This window comes from Arthrobacter sp. TJ-217 (genome assembly GCF_058269255.1).
Window position 1 is genome coordinate 314,557 of record NZ_JBZCNJ010000005.1, and the last position, 18,651, is coordinate 333,207.

Annotated in this window: 18 protein-coding genes; 8 read left to right on the forward strand and 10 right to left on the reverse strand. The window is 68.4% G+C overall.

Annotated features, from left to right (window positions below; all coding sequences use genetic code 11):
• Position 1: 1 nt before the first annotated feature.
• Positions 2-1,426 carry a D-alanyl-D-alanine carboxypeptidase/D-alanyl-D-alanine endopeptidase gene (gene dacB, locus AC4D2R_RS11580; protein ID WP_490940108.1) on the reverse strand — a complete coding sequence of 475 codons (1,425 nt, stop codon included), beginning with the start codon at positions 1,424-1,426 and terminating at the stop codon, positions 2-4.
• 214 nt (positions 1,427-1,640) lie between these two features.
• Here dacB and AC4D2R_RS11585 point away from each other — a divergent pair, with 214 nt between their 5' ends.
• Together AC4D2R_RS11585 and AC4D2R_RS11590 are read left to right on the forward strand one after the other, a co-directional pair.
• On the forward strand, positions 1,641-2,207 hold the full coding sequence (locus AC4D2R_RS11585; RefSeq protein ID WP_490940109.1) for an inorganic diphosphatase: 567 nt from the start codon (positions 1,641-1,643) through the stop codon (positions 2,205-2,207).
• Between the two features lie 162 nt (positions 2,208-2,369).
• Entirely contained in the window at positions 2,370-2,996 is a 627-nt protein-coding gene (locus AC4D2R_RS11590) for a hypothetical protein (RefSeq protein ID WP_490940153.1), read from the forward strand.
• 59 nt (positions 2,997-3,055) lie between these two features.
• Here AC4D2R_RS11590 and AC4D2R_RS11595 read toward each other — a convergent pair whose 3' ends face one another.
• On the reverse strand, positions 3,056-3,889 hold the full coding sequence (locus tag AC4D2R_RS11595) for an HAD family hydrolase (RefSeq protein WP_490940110.1): 834 nt from the start codon (positions 3,887-3,889) through the stop codon (positions 3,056-3,058).
• 45 nt (positions 3,890-3,934) lie between these two features.
• A complete protein-coding gene (gene serS / locus AC4D2R_RS11600) occupies positions 3,935-5,215 on the reverse strand; it encodes a serine--tRNA ligase (RefSeq protein ID WP_490940111.1) in 1,281 nt (426 codons plus the stop codon).
• A gap of 69 nt (positions 5,216-5,284) precedes the next feature.
• Between serS and AC4D2R_RS11605 the strand changes: the two genes are divergently transcribed.
• Entirely contained in the window at positions 5,285-6,397 is a 1,113-nt protein-coding gene (locus tag AC4D2R_RS11605; protein WP_490940112.1) for a diacylglycerol/lipid kinase family protein, read from the forward strand.
• A gap of 14 nt (positions 6,398-6,411) precedes the next feature.
• Here AC4D2R_RS11605 and AC4D2R_RS11610 read toward each other — a convergent pair whose 3' ends face one another.
• The 4 genes from AC4D2R_RS11610 to AC4D2R_RS11625 form a co-directional block, all read right to left on the reverse strand.
• Positions 6,412-6,759 (reverse strand): hypothetical protein, encoded by a 348-nt coding sequence (locus AC4D2R_RS11610; protein ID WP_490940113.1) that lies wholly within the window; start codon positions 6,757-6,759, stop codon positions 6,412-6,414.
• An 83-nt stretch (positions 6,760-6,842) separates the two neighbouring features.
• Complete coding sequence (locus AC4D2R_RS11615) at positions 6,843-7,817, reverse strand: DNA topoisomerase IB (RefSeq protein WP_490940114.1); 975 nt, start codon at positions 7,815-7,817, stop codon at positions 6,843-6,845.
• Positions 7,818-7,864: 47 nt separating this feature from the next.
• A complete protein-coding gene (gene pheA / locus AC4D2R_RS11620) occupies positions 7,865-8,845 on the reverse strand; it encodes a prephenate dehydratase (protein ID WP_490940115.1) in 981 nt (326 codons plus the stop codon).
• Between the two features lie 10 nt (positions 8,846-8,855).
• The gene (locus AC4D2R_RS11625) at positions 8,856-9,182 is read right to left on the reverse strand and encodes a rhodanese-like domain-containing protein (protein ID WP_490940116.1); all 327 of its coding nucleotides are present in this window, start codon (positions 9,180-9,182) and stop codon (positions 8,856-8,858) included.
• A 191-nt stretch (positions 9,183-9,373) separates the two neighbouring features.
• Between AC4D2R_RS11625 and AC4D2R_RS11630 the strand changes: the two genes are divergently transcribed.
• On the forward strand, positions 9,374-10,765 hold the full coding sequence (locus tag AC4D2R_RS11630) for an amidase (protein ID WP_490940117.1): 1,392 nt from the start codon (positions 9,374-9,376) through the stop codon (positions 10,763-10,765).
• A gap of 16 nt (positions 10,766-10,781) precedes the next feature.
• Here the strand turns inward: AC4D2R_RS11630 and AC4D2R_RS11635 are convergent, their stop codons facing one another.
• The gene (locus AC4D2R_RS11635; protein ID WP_490902914.1) at positions 10,782-10,958 is read right to left on the reverse strand and encodes a hypothetical protein; all 177 of its coding nucleotides are present in this window, start codon (positions 10,956-10,958) and stop codon (positions 10,782-10,784) included.
• A 135-nt stretch (positions 10,959-11,093) separates the two neighbouring features.
• Here AC4D2R_RS11635 and pgm point away from each other — a divergent pair, with 135 nt between their 5' ends.
• Positions 11,094-12,731 (forward strand): phosphoglucomutase (alpha-D-glucose-1,6-bisphosphate-dependent), encoded by a 1,638-nt coding sequence (gene pgm / locus AC4D2R_RS11640; protein WP_490940118.1) that lies wholly within the window; start codon positions 11,094-11,096, stop codon positions 12,729-12,731.
• 114 nt (positions 12,732-12,845) lie between these two features.
• Here pgm and AC4D2R_RS11645 read toward each other — a convergent pair whose 3' ends face one another.
• Complete coding sequence (locus tag AC4D2R_RS11645) at positions 12,846-14,213, reverse strand: aldehyde dehydrogenase family protein (protein ID WP_490940119.1); 1,368 nt, start codon at positions 14,211-14,213, stop codon at positions 12,846-12,848.
• Positions 14,210-15,142: an SDR family NAD(P)-dependent oxidoreductase gene (locus AC4D2R_RS11650; protein ID WP_490940120.1), complete on the reverse strand. Its 933-nt coding sequence runs from the start codon at positions 15,140-15,142 to the stop codon at positions 14,210-14,212. Before AC4D2R_RS11650 ends, AC4D2R_RS11645 begins: the two co-directional genes overlap by 4 nt.
• Positions 15,143-15,243: 101 nt before the next feature.
• On the opposite strand from AC4D2R_RS11650, the gene AC4D2R_RS11655 reads away from it, so the two are divergent.
• From AC4D2R_RS11655 to AC4D2R_RS11665, 3 genes are all read left to right on the forward strand, one after another.
• Entirely contained in the window at positions 15,244-16,569 is a 1,326-nt protein-coding gene (locus AC4D2R_RS11655) for a uracil-xanthine permease family protein (protein WP_490940121.1), read from the forward strand.
• 80 nt (positions 16,570-16,649) lie between these two features.
• On the forward strand, positions 16,650-17,315 hold the full coding sequence (locus tag AC4D2R_RS11660) for a GntR family transcriptional regulator (RefSeq protein WP_490940122.1): 666 nt from the start codon (positions 16,650-16,652) through the stop codon (positions 17,313-17,315).
• Between the two features lie 305 nt (positions 17,316-17,620).
• Positions 17,621-18,646, forward strand: a complete 1,026-nt coding sequence (locus AC4D2R_RS11665; protein WP_490940123.1) for a TAXI family TRAP transporter solute-binding subunit — start codon at positions 17,621-17,623, stop codon at positions 18,644-18,646.
• The last annotated feature ends 5 nt before the right edge of the window (positions 18,647-18,651 follow it).

Below are 18,651 nucleotides of genomic sequence, written 5' to 3' on the forward strand. Positions count from 1 at the left end.
CTCACCTGCATCCACAGGCGGCAAGCACCGACGCGGCGTTGTCGGCGGCCGTCCGCGCTTCGTCCAGATGCCCGTCGAGCCCGGAGGCGATCAGGGAGAACACCAGCAGGCGCCCGTCCCCTGTGACCACCTGCCCGCTGAGTGCCGAGACAGCGCTCAGCGTCCCGGTTTTCGCACGAACGATCCCGGCTCCGGTCTCAGCGCCGCCGGTGAAGCGCTCCTCGAGGGTTCCGGAGAGCGAAGCGATGGGCAGGGCGCCAAGCAGCCCGGCAAGGGCCGGGTCGTCGCTCACCGCCAGGGCGCGCAGCAGGTCCGTCAGCTGGCCGGCGGATACCGCGTTGCGCACGGAGAGCCCTGCGGCGTCGCCGAATTGCATGCCGTCGGCGGGCACCCCGAGTGCTGCCGCTGCCGCTGACATTGTGTCGGTCGCTCCGCCGAAGGAGGCGGGACTGCCGGCCGCTTCGGCGGCGACCCGTGCCAGCGCTTCGGCCAGGTAGTTGTCAGAGGCGACGAGCATGTGTTCGACCTGCGCGGCGATGGTTGCCGACTCCACCGAGGCAAGGACCTCAGCTGTGGCCGGGGCGGCGCCGCGGTCAACGCCGGCCCGGACCTCGACCCCGCGCTCGGCGGCCGCTGCAACAAGGGCCCGGGAGAAGGAACCGGCCGCGGCGAGCGCGGCGTCGGAGTGGCGCGGACCGGAGTCTGTTCCCTCGTCGAGCCAGGCGGAGTTGACCGCCAGCGGGTAGATGGGCGCGACTTCCCCTGCTTCGACGTCGCCTGCGGCCCACGTGGGGTTCAGTGCCTCCCCCTGGAAGAAGGTGTCATCGAGGAACAATGCGTACGGCCCCGACTCCGGGTCGAGCGCCGCCGCTGTCTCGGCGGCGAGGGTGGCCAGGCCCGCGCGCCCCACTACGGCGTTCGGCTTTGATTCCCCGGCGCCCAGGAGGACGTCCCCGCCGCCGCGCAGGTAAAGCACGCCGCCATCGGGGTGGACGGAGACCGAGGTCTTCAGCCGCGCCTCGGGGCGCAGGTGGGTCAGCGCCGCGGCGGCGGTGAAGAGCTTGATGTTCGACGCCGGGGGCACGGGGTCCGCGCCGGCGCGGTCGTACAGCACCTTTCCCGTCCGCGCGTCGCGCACGACGCCGGTGAAGGCACCGTGCTGCAGGCCAAGCTCGGCGTCGAGCAACGGTCCGAGAACGCCGGGGGCAGGTGCAGGGGCAGTGTCCGACAGTTCGGACACCACGGCGGGCTCGGACAACGAGGCGGGCGGGCGCTGCACGGCGGGGACCGGCGGTGGCGCTGGCGGGCCGGGCCGGTTCAGGGTTTCAAGGACGGGCGGGCCGACATGGAGGGCCAGCGGAAAGGCGAGCGCCGTCAGCGCGCAGGCCAGCAGCAGCGCACCCAGCGCGCGGGTCGAGCGCTTCATGGCTGTCCTTCCGGGCGGGTCGGGCGGCGGCGCGGTCGGCCGGCGGGAGTGGTGCAGGGCGACAAATGCCGGGAAGCCGCGCCCGACCGATATGTTTAACGGGAAGGGTTAAACAGTAGACCGGCGCGTCCGCGGACTGCTGTTCCAAGCGCTGTGTCCCATCTGCTGTTTTCCGATCTGCCAAGAACCGACCTGCCGTTACCGAGGAGTTGCCATGAAGCTCGACGTCACAATCGAGATCCCCAAGGGATCCCGCGTCAAGTACGAGATCGACCACGACACCCACCGCCTCCGCCTTGACCGCGTGCTCTTCACGGCGATGCAGTACCCGACCCATTACGGCTACTTCGAAAACACCCTGGGCGAGGACGGCGACCCGCTGGACGCCCTCGTGATGCTCCAGGACTTCGACCTGGTTCCGGGCGTGCTTGTCGAGTCCCGTCCGATCGGCGTCTTCAACATGACCGACGACGCCGGTGGAGACGCCAAGGTGCTGTGCGTACCGGTGGACCCCCGGTTCGATTCGATCAAGGAACTCTCCGACGTGTCGGATTTCCTCCTCGACGAGATCAAGCACTTCTTTACCCGGTACAAGGACCTTGAGCCGGGCAAGTGGGTCGAAGCGGCTGAATGGGCCGGCCGCGAGGAAGCCGAAGCCGAGGTTGAAGCCTCGCTTGCCCGCTTCAAGGCACTCGGGGAGCGCAGCGAGGAAGACGAGCCCCAGGGCCGCCAGGTCGACACCGAAGCCGACAACGCAACTGCGGTTCCCGAAGGCCGCTAGCCCGGAACAGGGGTGGGCGGCGCGGGTGCCGCCCGCCCCTGCCGCCCGCCCCTGCCGCCTGCCCCTGATGTGGTCCCGCCGTTCTCCGGCGCTGCCGCCATCCGCGCCGGATCAACGCAAAAGGGTTGATTTTGGAAGGTGGTGACCCATACTGAAGCAATGTTGTACGTGCTCACCATCAACCAGCGGGACTCGCGTGAAGTGGGCGACCAGGTCCCCGAGCTGCTCAGGGCATTCCGTCACCTGCCGGCGGTCGTACCGTTCCAGCGGTCGGTTGCGGACGAGGTCCAGGGCGTCGTCGACTCCGCGCAGACCGCGGTTGAGGCCGCCCTCCGGGCCATCCGCTACCGCCGCTGGCACGTGGGCATCGGCGTCGGCGGTGTCCTCCCCCCGGTGCCGGAGCGGATCGTCGACGCCGAGGGGTACGGGCTTGTCTATGCGCGCCGCGCCGTGAACCGCGCCCAGAAGACCGGCGAACGCATCCCCCTTGCCGTTGAGGGCCCGGACTCGGACATCGCCGCGGAGGCCGAAGCGGTCCTGCGGCTGCTCGGGCATATCGTCTACACCCGCACCGGGGCCGAATGGAACGTCCTCGACCTCCTGACCCCTGGCGCACGCGGACAGCAGAAACTCATTGCGCAGGAACTGGGCATCAGCACGCAGGCGGTGAGCAAGGCCGTCGTGCGCTCCCATTGGATCGAGGAACACGCGACCCGGCCTGCCGCGGCGCGGCTGCTCGACCTCGCCCACGGGCCCGCGGCGCTTCCCGCGGCTTCACTCGCCTACTGAGGACCGGGCCCCTGCGGCGCCGTTCCGGCGTCGGGCTTGATGTCCTGCTCGATCTCCTGCTAGACCAGCGAGCGAAGCACCTTGGCGGCGCCGTCGTCGTAGACGGTGCCGGTGACCTCGGTCGCCGCGGACTTCACTTCTTCGGGCGCCTGGCCCATTGCCACTCCGCGGGCTGCCCACTGGAGCATCTCGATGTCGTTGCGCCCGTCGCCCACCGCGACGGTGAGTGCGGGGTCGGCCCCGAGCCGGCGCCGCAGCAGTTCGAGGGCGCTTGCCTTAGTCACGCCCGCGGCCGCGATGTCCAGCCACGCGGTCCAGCCCACGGAGTAGGTGACACCGTGGAGCCCTATCGCCTCGACGGCGTTGCCGAATTCCTCGGCGGTGCTGTCGGTGCTGAAGACAACGACGCGCACGGCGTTCGCCGCAAGCATCTGGTCGAAATCGACGTTCTGCGCTTCGGCGCCGAAGCTGGCGTCCTGGAAGCTCTCCGTGGCGAGGAAGCGGCCCTGGTCGTCCTCCAGCGCGTACTTGGCCGAGGGAAGGCGTTCGCGCAGTGCGGTGAGGGCGGGCCGGGGATCGAAGGTGACCTTGTCGACGACCTCGAACCCCTGTGGGAGGTCCGGATCGACGCACAGGGTGACCCCGCCGTTCGAGCAGACCGCGTAACCGCGGGTCAGTCCGATCTCCCGGAGCACCGGCAGTGCGGCGCCGAGGGACCGGCCGGTTGAAATGATAATGTCGTGGCCCGCATCGATGACCGCCTGTGCGGCGGAGCGGACCTCTTCGGTCATGAACCCGTCATGATCGACCAGGGTGCCGTCGACGTCGAGCGCCACCATGTGCTTTTTCCGGTTCTGAGGCTGGTCATCGATGCCAGCCAATGAAATATTCATCCCATTAGTGAACCAGATGAGCCCCGTTGGCCGATATAAGCAGTGTCACAGTACCGGCAGGACTTCCAGTCCGCTAAGATACGGGCGAAGTGCCTCGGGGACCCGCACGGAGCCGTCGGGGTTCTGGTGGTGCTCGAGGATCGCGACGATCCACCGGGTTGTGGCGAGAGTGCCGTTGAGCGTTGCAACCGCGCGCGTTCCCTTTGCCCCTTCGCCGCTCTGGCGTTCACGGATGTTGAGCCGCCGGGCCTGGAACGTGGTGCAGTTCGAGGTTGAGGTCAGTTCCCGGTAGGCCCCCTGGGTGGGAATCCAGGCTTCGCAGTCGAACTTCCGGGCCGCCGACATGCCAAGGTCTCCGGCGGCCGTGTCGATCACCCGGTAGGGAAGTTCAACCTTCGCCAGCATCTCCTCTTCCCACGCGAGAAGCCGCTGGTGCTCCGCGTAGGACTCCTCGATTGTCGTGTAGGTGAACATCTCCACCTTGTTGAACTGGTGGACTCTGATGATGCCGCGGGTGTCCTTGCCATGGGATCCGGCCTCGCGCCGGTAGCAGGATGACCATCCGGCGTAGCGCACCGGGCCGTCGCTGAGGTCAAGGATTTCATCGGAGTGGTAACCGGCCAGTGCCACCTCCGACGTGCCTACGAGGTAGAGGTCGTCTTCGGCCAGCCGGTAGATTTCGGCGTCGTGGGCGATGTCGAAGCCCGTGCCCTGCATCGTCTCCGGACGGACGAGGGTGGGGGTGATCATGGGGACGAAGCCGGCCTGGATTGCCTGGTCCATCGCCATCTGCAGCAGGGCAAGCTCCAGCCGGGCGCCGACGCCCTTGAGGAAGTAGAACCGCGAGCCGGAGACCTTCGCGCCGCGCTCCATGTCGATTGCGCCGATCAACTCGCCGATCTCAAGGTGGTCCCGCGGTTCGAAGCCTTCTGCGGTGAAGTCGCGCGGGACGCCGACGGTCCGCAGGACCTCGAAGTCCTCCTCGCCGCCTGCGGGCACGCCGTCCTCGATGAGGTTCGGCAGCCGGCGCACGAGCGCTTCCTGTTCGGCCTTGGCCTCCTCGGCCCAGGCCGCGGCTTTCTTCACCTGCCCCGCAAGGTCCTTGACCTCGGCGAGCAGCGCCTGCTTTTCCTCGCCCTTGGCCCCGGCCACCTTCTTGCCGAAGGCATTCTGGTCGGCCCTGAGCGTCTCGTAGCGGGTCACCGCTTCCCTGCGCGCCGTGTCGGCGGAGATGATCGCCTCGATCAGGCCCTCGTCGGCACCGCGGGCGCGCTGTGAGGTGCGGAACTTGTCAGGGAAGGTGCGGAGCTCGTTTACATCGATCACCTCCCCAGAGTACCAACGGCGCGAAACGCCCGGACGCCGCCGCGGCGTGCGCGGTACTCTGGGGAAACTATGCGCCCTAAACTGCTTGCCCTAGCCGCCGCGGGCTCGGCTGCTGCGGCCTCGGCGCAGAGCTGGTGGGCTGTGCGGCGGCTGAGTTACCAGCGCTCCCCCGCGGCCTCGGTCCACCCGCTGATTCCCCTGCCCGAGGGACCCCAAAAGGTGGCGCTCATCCTCAACCCGGTCAAGCTCGGCGCCGCCGCGACGCGGGCCCTGGTGGAGCAGGCGTGCGCGGACGCCGGGTGGGATCCGCCGCTGGTCCTTGAGACGACGGTCGACGACCCCGGAACCGGACAGGCGGCGCTTGCCGTCGAGGCGGGGGCCGACGTCGTGATCGCCGCCGGCGGCGACGGTACGGTGCGTGCCGTCGCCCAGGCCCTCGCCCACGGCGGTGCGGCGCTTGCGCTGCTTCCGATCGGCACGGGCAACCTCCTGGTCCGGAACCTTGGCCTTCCCTACAACGACATCGCCGGCTGCCTTGAGGCGGCCCTTCACGGCAGCCAGCGCAGGATCGACATGGCCACCGTGCAGCTGCGCAACGACCGCACGGGCTTCGCCTCAACCTTCCCGTTCCTCGTGATGGGCGGGGTGGGCCTGGATGCCGCGGTTGTCGCGGCAACCCGGGACGACCTCAAGGAGAAACTTGGCTGGCTCGCCTACAGCGAGGCCGGAGTCCGGCTCCTGCCCGGGCGCCGCCAGCGGGTCACGATCAGCCTCGACGGCGGCGCTCCGCAGAGCCGGAAGGTGCGCAGCGTGGTGTTCGCCAACTGCGGGAAACTGCCTGCGGGGATCGATTTCATCCCCGATTCAGTCATCGATGACGGGTATCTCGACGTTGTCGTCATGAGCCCGCGCAGCCTGCTGGGGTGGCTTTGGGTTGCCGGGAAGATCGTCTTTCGGCACCGGGGGGCGATTCCCGTCATCAAGTACTACCGCGCCCGGGAAGTGACGGTGTGGACCGCGGAGCCGACCGGCACCCAGCTCGACGGCGACCTTTCCGGGACCGTGACCTCGGTGACGGCCCGCGTTGACCCCGGAGCGCTGGTCGTGCGGGTTCCCGCCGGCCCGCCGGAGCCGGCCCTTGCCCGGGCGGCTGCGCCCGGAGCGGACCGGCCGGCCGACTGACCGGCCGGCGTCCGCTACGTCCGGTCGCGGTCGGTGTATTCGCCTTCGCCTTCGGGGGCGTCGAGGAACTGCTTGTCCTTGTCGGGGTACTCGCCTTCCTCTTCGGGCTTCTGAGAACCCGTGTAACCGCCCTCGTTCCCGGCGGGCGCCGCACTGGTGAAGCTGCCCTCGGCGGCGCCGTCCTCAACCTCCGCGGCCTGGGCGCCGTGGCGCTCGGCCTGCTGGTTGATCAGCCGCTGCTCCTCGGCGAACCGCAGGTCATTGCCCTGGTCCCCGATGTCACCGCGCCGGTTCGGGTCCGAGTTGGGGCCGTCTTCCTTGCTCGGATTCACGATGTGCCCTTCGCTAGCGCTGTCAGTCATCATGCTGCCTCTCGTTGAAGGTCGGGCGTCCGCCGGACACCCGTTGTAAGCGTACTTACGAATGCGGCGTGGAGAAAGCCCGGTCACTCCTGCAGCAACTCGCGGACCGCCCGTTCCGAGGTCGAATAGCCCGCAACGGGGATGACCTCTCCGCTCATGAACCGGTCGACGAGCCGCGGATCGACGTAGGAACTGCGCGCGACGGCGGGCGTGTTGCCAAGATGATCGGCGACAGCCCGCATCGTTTCGGCGACGGCCTTCTGCCGGGCGGTCCGGCTGGTCGCCTTGAGGTCCCGCCGGGCGAGCTCCATCGCGGCGACAACAGTCGCCTGCCAGGTGCGGAAGTCCTTGGCGGTGAAGCCTCCGCCGGTGACCTGGCGGAGGAACTCGTTGAGCTGGGAGCCGTCAACGCGGTGCCACTTTTCGTCGGCCGTCCGGTAGGCGAGCACCGTGTCCGCCTCCTCCCGGCGCATCATCGGACGCAGCGCCGCGGCGAGATCGGCGTCTTCGAGCGTCGTGTCCCACTGCTGGCCGCTCTTGCCCGGGAAGCGGAAGGTAATGACATGACCGTCGATCGAGACATGGTCAACGCGCAGCGTCGTGACCCCGAAGGAGCCGTTCGCTTCCGCGTACTGTGCCGAGCCGATCCTCAGGGCGCCGGCGTCGACGATCCGCAGGGCCGCGGCGAAGGCGCGTTCCCTCGTGGTTCCGTTGCTGCGCAGGTGCTGGGTGACGACGCGCCGGGCGCTGGGAAGGCGCGCCCCGAAGTCGAGGGCGCGGTCAAACTTCTCGCGGTCCTTCTTTTCGCGCCACGCGGGGTGGTAGATGTACTGGCGACGCCCGGCGTCGTCGGTGCCCATCGCCTGGACGTGGCCGTTGGCGTAGGGGGCGATCCACACGTCTTTCCAGGCCGGCGGGATGGCAAGGTCCCGGATCCGCTGCAGTTCGTCCCGGTCCTGCAGCAGCGACCCGTCGGGGCTGCGGTAGCTGAACCCCTTGCCATGGCGGCGCCGGGTGATTCCGGGCCGGTTGGAATTGCTGCGGCGCAGTCGAACCATAGCGGCCACCCATCTCCGAAGAAGGAAACTACCCGATAATGGTAAGCCTACTTTGTTTTGTGCCGGCCCAGTCCCGAAAGGATGGCCGCCACCCAACCGTCGGCGGCGGTGAACGCCGCATCCGAGGTGCGCGGCGCGACGGTGTGGGGGCGCCGGTCGGCCCGCGCGTAGGAGCCAAGGAAGCGCAGGTTCGGGCTGATGCGGTGCAGCCCCTTCAAAGCGTCGGCAACCCGTGCGTCAGCGACATGGCCGTCCGCGTCGATGCTGAAGAAGTAGTCACCAAGGAACTGCCCGGTGGGTCGCGACTCGATGCGGCTGAGGTTGACCCCCCGCGCCGCGAACTGGTCGAGGATCTCCATCAGCGCCCCCGGGTGGTCCTCCGGGAGGGGAATCACGAGGGAGGTCTTGTCGGCACCGGTCGGGGGCGGAAGCACGGTCGGCCGGCTGACCAGGATGAAGCGGGTCACCGCATCGGCGATGTCGCCGATGTCCTCCGCGAGGATTTCAAGTCCGAGGCGCCGCGCCAGCAGGGGGGAGCAGATCGCAGCGTCGTAGTCGGCGGTGCCGGATCGCAGGCCTAGGGCCGCGGCCGCCGTCGACGACGCCGGAACGTATTCAGATTTTGGAATGTTTTGATCGGCCCAGCCCCGGCACTGCGCCCAGGCATGCCCGTGCGTTGCGATCCGCGTGATCCCGGCCAGTCCGGCTCCGGGGGACGCGGCAAGCACGAAGGTGATCGGCACGAGCTCCTCGCGGACGATCCGCAGCGGCTCGCCAACGGCTATGGCGTCGAGGGTTGCGGTCACCCCGCCCTCCACCGAGTTCTCGATGGGGACCATTGCCGCCTCGACCCGGCCGGAGCGCACCAGTTCCAGCGCCGCGCTCACGGTCGACGCGGGAACCCGCTCACTGCCCTCTGCGCCGGGCACCTGGAGGAGGGCCGCCTCGGTGAAGGTGCCTTCCGGGCCGAGATAGGCATAGGAGGAAAACCCGAAATCCGTCCCGCCGGGTACGGTCTCGGGGATCACAGGCCGGTCCTCACAGAACCGTTGGCTCCTTGCCGCTTTCAGCGACCATCGGTTTCCCCGCTTCGAACCAGGCACCCATTCCGCCGGTGACATTAACTGCCGAATACCCGTTTGCGGCAAGCCAGGAAGCCGCGCGGTGCGACCGGCCCCCGGATCGGCAGATCACCGAAATGTCCTCGTCCGGATCCAGCTCGTCAAGGCGCTCCGGAAGCTGGTCCAGGGGGATGTGGAGGGCGCCGTCGACGTGGCCGGCCTCCCACTCATAGTCCTCGCGGACATCGAGGATCCTTGCGTCCGCGGAGAGGGACTCCACCGACACGTTTTCTACTTCGCTCACCTGTTGCTCCTATTCCTCGCCTGCTCCAATGGCCTGACCGCACCAACCGCCCGAACTGCGGGAGGCTCCTGGGCTCGAAGGCGGCCCTCCCAGCCTATAGTGGGAGCGGACCGCGCCCAAGGCGCACCGGCCTCCCACCGCGGCTCCTCCAGACCGTGGGGTTCTTCGCCGCGGAAAGGAAGGGAGCGGACATGAGCGAACTGCACGAACTCTCCGCACTCTCTCTCCGCAGGGCTCTGGCCGCGGGCGAAGTCGGGGCCCGCGAGCTGACCGAACATTACCTCCGGCGCATAGACGAGCTGAACCCCGCCCTTGGCTCATTCGTCACCGTCACGCACGACCTGGCGCTGGCCGAGGCGGATGCCGCGGACAGACGCCGCGCCGCAGGGGAAAACCTGCCCTCGCTGCACGGCCTTCCCCTTGCCCACAAGGACCTGACCGACGTCGCCGGTGTTCCAACCACCTCCGGAACGGCCGCCCTCGATGCGGTGACCGCCGCGGCCGATTCTCCGCTCGCCGCAGTCCTGCGCCGTGAAGGCGCGATCAGCCTCGGAAAGACGCAGGTTCCGGAATTCGGCCTGAGCTCCCACAGCGAGAACCTCATCGCCGCCCCTTCACGCAACCCGCTAAATCCGGCACTGAGCCCCGGGGGGTCCTCGGGCGGCAGCGCTGCGGCGGTTGCCGCGGGGATGATTCCTTTTGCTCCGGGCACCGATGGAGGCGGCTCAGTGAGGATCCCCGCCTCCGCCACGGGCCTTGTGGGATTGAAGCCCAACCGCGGGCGGGTCCCGTCGGGGTCGGGGCAGGCTGATCTGGGCCAGTTCGTTGTCGCGGGGCCGCTCGCCCGCAGCGCCGCCGATGCGGCGCTGCTTCTCGATGCGCTGGTCAATGAGCCCAACCACCGCCCCCTGAGCGCCGCCCCACCCGCCGAAGGAACCTTCTTGGAGGCGGCGCTGCGGGCCGAGGGCAGGTTCCGGATCGGGGTCAGCACGCTTTCCCCCTTTGCCAGCGCCTTCGCGATCAACCTCGACCAGCCCTCCACCGCAGCACTTGAGGCGGGCATCGCCGCCCTGGGGCGGGCGGGGCACGACGTCGTCGAAGCCCCGCTCACGTACGACCCCCGCTACCACGAGGCGTTCCAGACGGTGTGGACCGCTTCCCTGGCCAACGTCCCGATCCCCGCGGGGCGCGAGGCCCGGCTGACTCCCCTTGCCCGCACGATGCGCGCCCGGGCGCTGGCCCGCGGCGCGGGCGAACTGGCTGCCGCCATCGACGTCCTGCGCCAGTTCGAAACCGAAACCATCCGCCAGTACGCCGGGTACGACATGATCCTGACCCCTGCGCTGGGGCTGACTCCGCGCCCGATCGGCTGGTACACGGGCGCCGACGCCGACGCGGACTACGAGCGGCAGTGCCAGTACTCACCGTTCACGTCGATGGTCAACGTGTCCGGGCTTCCGGCCCTGACGGCTCCGACGCTGCGTACCCCGGAGGGCCTGTCAATGGGAATCCAGCTCATCGGCAGGCCAAGCGCCGAGGCGCAGCTGCTCGCGGTCGCCGCGCAGCTCGAGGCGGTCCTTTAGCGAAAGCGGGTGCGCCCTACCGGTCGTCCTTGCCGTCGGCTGAGCCCCCGTCGAAGCCCGGGGCCACCTCGGCCTCCGGGTCCGGGCCGCCGTACCCCGCGTCGACCTCGTCCGTGTTGCCTGCGGCTTCGGCCCCCTTTTCGTCGGGGTCCATGTTCGCTTCGCCTGCGTTTTCGCTGCCGCTGTCCGTCATGATGCTTCCTCTCTCGAAGGGGACGACCCGGCCGGGTGGTCTTTTTCAGCATACTTACGATGCGCCTGCCGCGCCGGTTAGAGGCGCATCGGAACTTCGGCTGTATTTGCGGCAGTTCTTTGGCATGCTGTTCCCATGGCTAACCGAGCGGGCACCGTTGCCCTACCCAGCGACCTTGTAGACGTCACAGCCCTCCTCGACGCGTATTTCGACGTGGTCCCCGATCTCTCGGACCCGGTGCAGCGTGTTGCCTTTGGCACCTCCGGGCACCGCGGGTCGTCGCTCAAGGCCTCGTTCAATGAGGGCCACATCGCCGCGATCACGCAGGCGATCGTCGAATACCGGTCGGGGCAGGGCATCACCGGGCCGCTGTTCATGGGGAAGGACACCCACGCGCTCTCGGAGCCGGCACAGAACACCGCGCTCGAAGTGCTCGCGGCGAACAACGTGACGGTGCGCATCGACGCCCGGGGCGCCTTCACGCCCACACCGGCCGTATCGCACGCCATCTTGGCCTACAACAACGCCGGCAACCCCGACCAGGCCGACGGCATCGTGATCACGCCCTCGCACAACCCCCCGGCGGACGGCGGCTTCAAGTACAACCCTCCCCACGGCGGACCGGCCGGATCCGATGCAACGAACTGGATTGCCGCCCGGGCCAACGAACTGCTCGAGGGCGGGCTGAGCGGGGTGCGCCGCACCCCCTTGGCGCAGGCGCAGCAGGCCGACGGCATCGGAAGCTATGACTTCCTCCAGAGCTACGTCGAGGACCTTCCCAGCGTGCTCAACCTCGACGCCATCAGGGCCTCCGGCCTTTCAATCGGCGCCGACCCGATGGGCGGCGCCTCGGTCGACTACTGGGGGGCGATCGCTGAAAGCCACAACCTGAACCTGACGGTCGTCAACCCCACGGTCGATCCGCAGTTCGCGTTCATGACGCTCGACTGGGACGAGAAGATCCGGATGGACTGCTCCTCTCCGGCCGCGATGGCGTCCCTGATTGCCCGGGCCGCCGAATTCGGGATCGCCACCGGCAACGACGCCGACGCCGACCGGCACGGTATCGTCACCCCCGACGGCGGGCTGATGAATCCCAACCATTACCTCGCCGTGGCGATCGACTACCTGTACCGCAACCGGCCCTCCTGGCGGCCCGACGCCGTCATCGGCAAGACCCTTGTCTCGTCGTCGATCATCGACCGCGTCGCCGCCGACCTGGGCCGGGTGCTCGTCGAAGTCCCCGTGGGCTTCAAGTGGTTCGTCCCCGGCCTGCTCTCCGGTGAGGTGGCCTTCGGCGGGGAGGAATCGGCAGGGGCTTCCTTCCTGCGCCAGGACGGTTCACCGTGGAGCACCGACAAGGACGGCATCCTCCTCGCGCTGCTTGCCTCGGAGATCACCGCCGTCACTGGCAAAACCCCGTCGCAGCACTATGCAGGCCTCACCGAGCGCTTCGGCGCCCCGGTTTACGCCCGGATCGACGCGGCGGCGAGCCGGGAGCAGAAGGCGGCCCTCGGGAAGCTTTCACCCTCCGATGTCACGGCCACGACCCTCGCCGGTGAGGAAATCACGGCACGGCTCACCGAGGCCCCCGGCAACGGCGCCCCGGTGGGTGGGCTGAAGGTGACAACGGAAAACGCGTGGTTCGCCGCCCGTCCCTCGGGCACGGAGGATGTCTACAAGATCTACGCCGAATCCTTCAAGGGGGAAGGCCACCTCAAGCAGGTGCAGGCCGAGGCGAAGGCACTTGTGGACGGCGTCATCGGCGCCTGATCGGGGCGGCCCCGGCGGTTCGGAGTCCCCTAAGCCGCCGAATCCGCAGATCACCACGCTTCAACTGAGCCGTACCGTGGTGAACTGCACAATCGCCGGCGGCCACTGTCCGCGTCAGATCACCCGTCGCAGCAGCAGCCGCTTCAGCGGGCCGAACGGCGGGTACGCGACCTTCAGCGTGTCGATACCGGTGTCCTTGGTGAACACCGGTCTGCGCTGGCTGAAGGTGTCGAAGCCCTGCCGTCCGTGATAGCTGCCGGTGCCGCTGGCGCCCACTCCCCCGAAAGGAAGCCCCGGGACCGCCAGCTGGACGAGGCACGCGTTGTGGGTGATCCCACCGGCCTGCACCGATTCCTCGAAGGCCCTGCGCTGCTCGGCGCTGTTGCTGAACAGGTACGCCGCCAGCGGTGTTGGCCGGGCAGTGATGAACCGGACTGCGGCCTGCAGGTCCGGCACCGTCAGGACCGGCAGGAGGGGGCCGAAGATTTCATCCTGCATCAGCGCGGAGTCCGGTGAGACCCCCGTCAGGACCGTGGGTTCGATGTAGCCGGTGGCGCGGTCGTGCCGGCCGCCGACCGCCACCTCGCCGTCCCGCAGGAGCCCGGTGAGCCGGTCGACATGACCGTCGTTGACGATCCGCCCGTAGTCCGGCGAGCGTGAGGGGTCTTCGCCGTAGAATTCCGCCAGCGCCCGGCGCAGGGCCTGCACCAGCCGGGGCTCGAGCTCGGGGGTGGTGAGGACGTAGTCGGGGGCCACGCAGGTCTGCCCCGCGTTGAGGAACTTCCCCTGCACCAGGCGGCGGGCCGTGGCGTCGAGGTCTCCGTCGATCACGACGGCCGGGGATTTCCCGCCAAGCTCGAGCGTCACCGGCGTGAGGTGCCGGGCGGCGGCCTCAAGGACGATCCGGCCCACGCGCTCTCCCCCGGTGAAGAAGATGGAGTCGAAGGGCTGCTCGAGAAGTTCCGACGTGGCTTCCCTGCCTCCTTCCATAACAGTGACGGCGGCGGGGTCGAGGTACTCGGGGATGAACCGGGCAAGCACCGCCGAGCTGGCCGGAGCCAGCTCGCTCGGCTTGAGCACCGCGCAGTTTCCGGCGGCGAGCGCTCCGACGAGCGGGGCGAGCACGAGCTGCACGGGGTAGTTCCAGGGGGCGATGATCAATGCCACGCCCAGGGGCTGCGGGGTGATTCTTGCCCGGGCGGGCTGGAGGCCGGCGGGGACGGGCACGCGCACCGAAGCGGACCACGCGGCGAGATGCTTGAGGGCATGTTTTGCCTCGGCCCGAACCAGCGCCAGTTCGGAAATGAAGCTCTCGGTCGGGCTCTTCCCGAGGTCGGCGCCGAGGGCTTCGGTGAAGTCGTCGGCGCGCTCGTCGAGCATCCGCAGCAGGGCCTGGAGCTGCGCCCGCCGCCACGGAAGCGGGCGGGTGCTGCCCGAGACGAAGGTGCTTCGCAGTCCGTTGACGACGGCCTCCGCGCTCACCGGGAAACCTTTCCGGCGGGCGTTGCCGGTTGCGGAGGGCGTCCGGTGAAGGTGTCCATCGACCGGTAAACCCGGAAGAGCCGTCCCGCGACGGCGTCCCAGGCGGGCTGGGGAAGCAGCCCGCGCAGGGCGCTGCCCAGCATGACCGTCCAGGGCAGCTGCAGGCGTGCCCGCCCCTCGAGCATCGCCTGCCAGGCGCGGTCGACGACCGTCCCGGGCTCGAGCAGCGGGGTGAGGAGCGGGGCGCTCACGCCTTCGAACATGGGGGTCCGGATGTAGCTGGGGATCAGGGTGGTCACCCGGATCCCGGGGTGCCGGGCGGCGAGTTCGAGCCGAAGCGAGTCGCTCCATCCAATAACCGCCCATTTGGAGGCGGTGTAGACGCTCATCCGGGGAACGGAGAGGGTTCCCGAGGCGGAGGCGATGTTCAGGATCCTTGCCGGAGCCTCACGGCGCATCATGGCCGGCAGGAATTCCCGCGTGATGTGCATTGGCGCGAGCGCATTGACGTTCATGATGCGGGCGATGTCCTCCTCGTGGGAGTGCTCCCAAAAATAGCTGCCGCGCACGATTCCGGCGTTGTTGATCAGCACATCCGGAACCCCGACCTGCTCCAGCACCTCAGCGGCTGCCATGCGCACCTCATCGAGGGAGGAGATGTCGACCGGATAGGCGGTGACTGCGGAACCCCGGTCCGCGAGCGCCGCGGCAGTGGCGCTGAGCGCTTCGGCGTCGATGTCCCAGAGGACCACGGCGGATGCACCGTCGCGCACTGCCCGCTCCGCGTAGAGCCGGCCCATTCCCATTGCCGCCCCGGTCACGAGGACCACCCCTCCCCGGACGGAGAAGGGGGGCCCGCCGGCGTCCGGGCGCGCCTTCCGCGGGAACGTCCGTGAAAAATATGTGCCGGCCCGGCTGCTTAGCCCCATGAATCGGTCCTCCCGCGATGGTAGGAGAGCAACGTAACACGTTGTCCACGGCCGGAGGATAAGATTGCCCAGACCACCCCACCCCTTTGGAAGGCACCGCCATGAGCGCACTGGGAACCGGCTGGAGACTTCACGGCGACGGGAAACAGGTAACCCCGGGCGGCTTCGTTGCCCCGCAGGAAAGGCTGAGCTGGCCCCGGACCATCGGCATCGGCGCCCAGCACGTCGTCGCGATGTTCGGTGCGACCTTCCTCGTTCCCCTGATCACCGGTTTTCCGCCGTCGACGACGCTGCTGTTCTCGGGGATCGGCACGATCCTGTTCCTGATCATCACGGCCGGACGGGTGCCAAGCTACCTTGGTTCGAGCTTCGCGTTCATCGCCCCCATTGCCGCGGCGCAGAGCCAGCACGGGGCCGCTGGAGCACTTGGCGGCATCGTGATGGCCGGGGCCGCCCTCGCCCTCATCGGGTTCGTTGTGCACAGGGCTGGATCGCGGTGGATTTCGGTTGTCCTCCCGCCGGTCGTGACGGGCGCGATCGTCGCACTGATCGGGCTTAACCTTGCGCCGACGGCGAAGGCGAGCGTTGAACAGGGCGCGGTGACCGCAGTCGCGACCATCCTGGCGATCCTGCTTGTCACTGTGCTGTTCCGGGGGATCCTGGGCCGGTTATCAATCCTGATCGGCGTTCTTGTGGGCTACCTCGTCGCGGTGCTCCGCGGTGAGGTCGATTTCGCCGTGATCCGCGAGGCGGCGTGGGTTGGGCTCCCCGAATTCCAGGCCCCCGAGTTCCACCTCTCGGTGGTTGGCCTGTTCCTTCCCGTAGTGCTTGTCCTTGTTGCGGAGAACATCGGCCACGTGAAATCGGTGGCAGCCCTGACACACACCGACCTCGACCCGGTGACCGGGCGGGCGCTGATGGCAGACGGGGTCGCCACGATGATCGCCGGCGCCGGCGGCGGCTCCGGAACCACGACCTATGCCGAGAACATCGGCGTCATGGCCGCTTCACGCGTCTACTCGACCGCCGCCTACTGGGTGGCCGGGATCGTGGCGGTGCTGCTGAGCCTCTTCCCGAAGTTCGGGGCGCTCATCGCCACCGTTCCCCCAGGCGTGCTCGGTGGCGCCGGCGTCGTCCTCTACGGCATGATCGGCGTCCTCGGGGTCCGCATCTGGGTTTCGAACCAGGTCAATTTCTCGAACCCGATCAACCTCTCAACAGCCGGCGTCGCCCTCGTCATCGGAATCGCGGACTTCACGTGGACCATCGGGAACCTGACCTTCGCCGGCATTGCGCTCGGTACGGCCGCCGCGTTGGTCATCTTCCACGGGATGAGCGCCATAGCCCGGTACCGGGGAAGCGAGCACATTGCCGGGCCCGGAGAACTTGAATCCTCCCCCACCGGAAGCCCTTCGAAACTCGGCTGACTTACCCGATCAGGGGAAGGAATGTGGACTAAAGTTTCGATCGTGATGCGAGCACATCGAACGGGCAGGCCGGACTAGGCGTGCACCCACGGAAAGCGGAAGCGCGGCCGCCGACGGCGCAGGCATTCGTCCTGGCCCAGCTTCGCCGGACCATCATCGCAGGTGAGCTCCTTCCGGGGCAGCCGCTTCGCCAAGAGGCCCTGGCCGAGCGTTTCGGTGTCAGCAGGGTTCCCCTGCGCGAGGCGCTGAAAATCCTCGAGGGCGAGGGCCAGGTGGTCTACGAACCGCACCGCGGCTACAAGGTGGCAAAACTGTCACTGAACGACCTCCTTGAGGTGTACCGGATCAGGCAACTGCTCGAGGCGGAAGCGGCCCGTGCGGCCGTGGCCCGGAACCCGAAGGGTGTGCTCCAGGAGATGGAGCAGGCCGCCGGGGCCGTCGAAGCTGCGAGTTCTGCGGTGGACCTGCTGAAAATGACCGAGGCGAACCGCCGTTTCCACTTTGTGTTGATCACCGCCGCGGGGATGCCGCGCCTGGAGCGGCTCGTGCGGGTGCTCTGGGATGCAACCGACGCCTACCGCTTCGTCTATTACGGCGTTGAAGCGAACCGGAGCCGGGTTGAGCGTGAACACACCCTCATCGTCAAGGCCTTCGCCGACGGGGACGCCGACCGCCTTGTCGCGATGCTCGATGAACACCGCGACCACGCCGTCGCTGCATTGCGCACCTTCCTTACCGCCGGCTGAACCGACCGCCTAGCACCGCGTCTGCCCGGGCGCAAGATGCTGCCCAAAAGAGGCTGCAGCCCCCGGATTGTGTGACCGGGGTTACACGCCGGGCCCATATTGTATACATTATCCACATGGATACCCGCGGCGGTCCCGATGTCATGCGCACGCCCTGTGGCAGCCGCATGCCCGAGGGGCGGACCCGGGATCGGCACGGCCCGTGGGCAGCTGGAGCAGCAGAGGCAGCTTCCGCACAGGCGGATCACGCAGCCACCCCATTCAGCACAGGCCCCTCCGGAAGAACCAAGATCAAGGGAGATCTCATGACTACCGCGCCCAACTCCGGCCGACGGCACCACCGCAGGCTCCGCCTGGCGGCCGCCGCCGTCCTTGCGCCAAGCCTCTTCCTGGCCGCCTGTGGCAGCCCCACCCCCGGCGGTGACGGCGGCGACGGCGGAGGTGCGGCCGGCGGCGAAGGAGGCACTCTCTCGATCGCCACCGGCGGGACCGGAGGCGTCTATTACCCGCTCGGCGGCGGTTTCGCCACAGTCATCAGGGACAATGTCGAGGGCTACGACGCCACCGTCCAGGAGACCAACGCCTCGGTGGACAACATGCTGCTGATCCAGAACGGCTCTGCCCAGCTCGCGTTCGCGGTCGGGGACGTGGTGTCGGACGCGGTCGAGGGCGTCGGCGAGTTCGACGGCAATTCCATCGAAATATGCTCACTGGGGAATATATACAACAATTTCATGCAGGCAGTCAGCGTTGACGGCACAGGCATCGAGTCGGTCGAGGACATGAAAGGAAAGGTCATTTCGGTCGGCGCACCGGGCTCGGCCACCGAAGTCGCGGCGCTGCGCATCCTCGAAGCCGCGGGCGTCGACCCCGAGGGTGTGGAACGTAGGCAGCTCGGCGCCGCCGAAACCGTCGCGGCCCTGCGCGATGGCACCATCGATGCCGGGTTCTGGTCCGGAGGCCTTCCCACGGGCGCACTGATCGATCTGGCAAGTGACGGAGACATGGTGCTCCTGCCGATCGGCCAATACGCCGAGCAGCTGGCGTCGAAGTACGGCGAGTATTACGTGGAGGAGGAGATCCCTGCGGACACCTATGAGGGCCAGACGGAGGCCGTCCCCGCAATTGCCTCGCCGAACATCCTCGTGGCAAGCCCGGAGATGGACGAGCAGCTTCAGCAGGACATCACAGCGGCGATCTTCGACAACGAGGAGGCCCTCGTCCAGGTGCACCCGGCGGCCGAGGAGCTCGACGCCGCAACGGCCGGGGAAGTTCCCTACGTTGACACCTGCCCGGGCGCGCAGGCCTATTTCGACCAGGCGGGCAGCTGACCCCA

What these genes read in the sequence shown, in the direction of transcription:
- dacB (WP_490940108.1), bottom strand. Translation starts at nt 1,426, where the DNA reads ATGAAGCGCTCGACCCGCGCGCTGGGTGCGCTGCTGCTGGCCTGCGCG.
- AC4D2R_RS11610 (WP_490940113.1), bottom strand. Translation starts at nt 6,759, where the DNA reads ATGACTGACAGCGCTAGCGAAGGGCACATCGTGAATCCGAGCAAGGAA.
- AC4D2R_RS11635 (WP_490902914.1), bottom strand. Translation starts at nt 10,958, where the DNA reads ATGACGGACAGCGGCAGCGAAAACGCAGGCGAAGCGAACATGGACCCC.
- AC4D2R_RS11605 (WP_490940112.1), top strand. Translation starts at nt 5,285, where the DNA reads ATGCGCCCTAAACTGCTTGCCCTAGCCGCCGCGGGCTCGGCTGCTGCG.
- AC4D2R_RS11615 (WP_490940114.1), bottom strand. Translation starts at nt 7,817, where the DNA reads ATGGTTCGACTGCGCCGCAGCAATTCCAACCGGCCCGGAATCACCCGG.
- AC4D2R_RS11585 (WP_490940109.1), top strand. Translation starts at nt 1,641, where the DNA reads ATGAAGCTCGACGTCACAATCGAGATCCCCAAGGGATCCCGCGTCAAG.
- AC4D2R_RS11595 (WP_490940110.1), bottom strand. Translation starts at nt 3,889, where the DNA reads ATGAATATTTCATTGGCTGGCATCGATGACCAGCCTCAGAACCGGAAA.
- AC4D2R_RS11655 (WP_490940121.1), top strand. Translation starts at nt 15,244, where the DNA reads ATGAGCGCACTGGGAACCGGCTGGAGACTTCACGGCGACGGGAAACAG.
- AC4D2R_RS11665 (WP_490940123.1), top strand. Translation starts at nt 17,621, where the DNA reads ATGACTACCGCGCCCAACTCCGGCCGACGGCACCACCGCAGGCTCCGC.
- pgm (WP_490940118.1), top strand. Translation starts at nt 11,094, where the DNA reads ATGGCTAACCGAGCGGGCACCGTTGCCCTACCCAGCGACCTTGTAGAC.
- AC4D2R_RS11650 (WP_490940120.1), bottom strand. Translation starts at nt 15,142, where the DNA reads ATGGGGCTAAGCAGCCGGGCCGGCACATATTTTTCACGGACGTTCCCG.
- AC4D2R_RS11630 (WP_490940117.1), top strand. Translation starts at nt 9,374, where the DNA reads ATGAGCGAACTGCACGAACTCTCCGCACTCTCTCTCCGCAGGGCTCTG.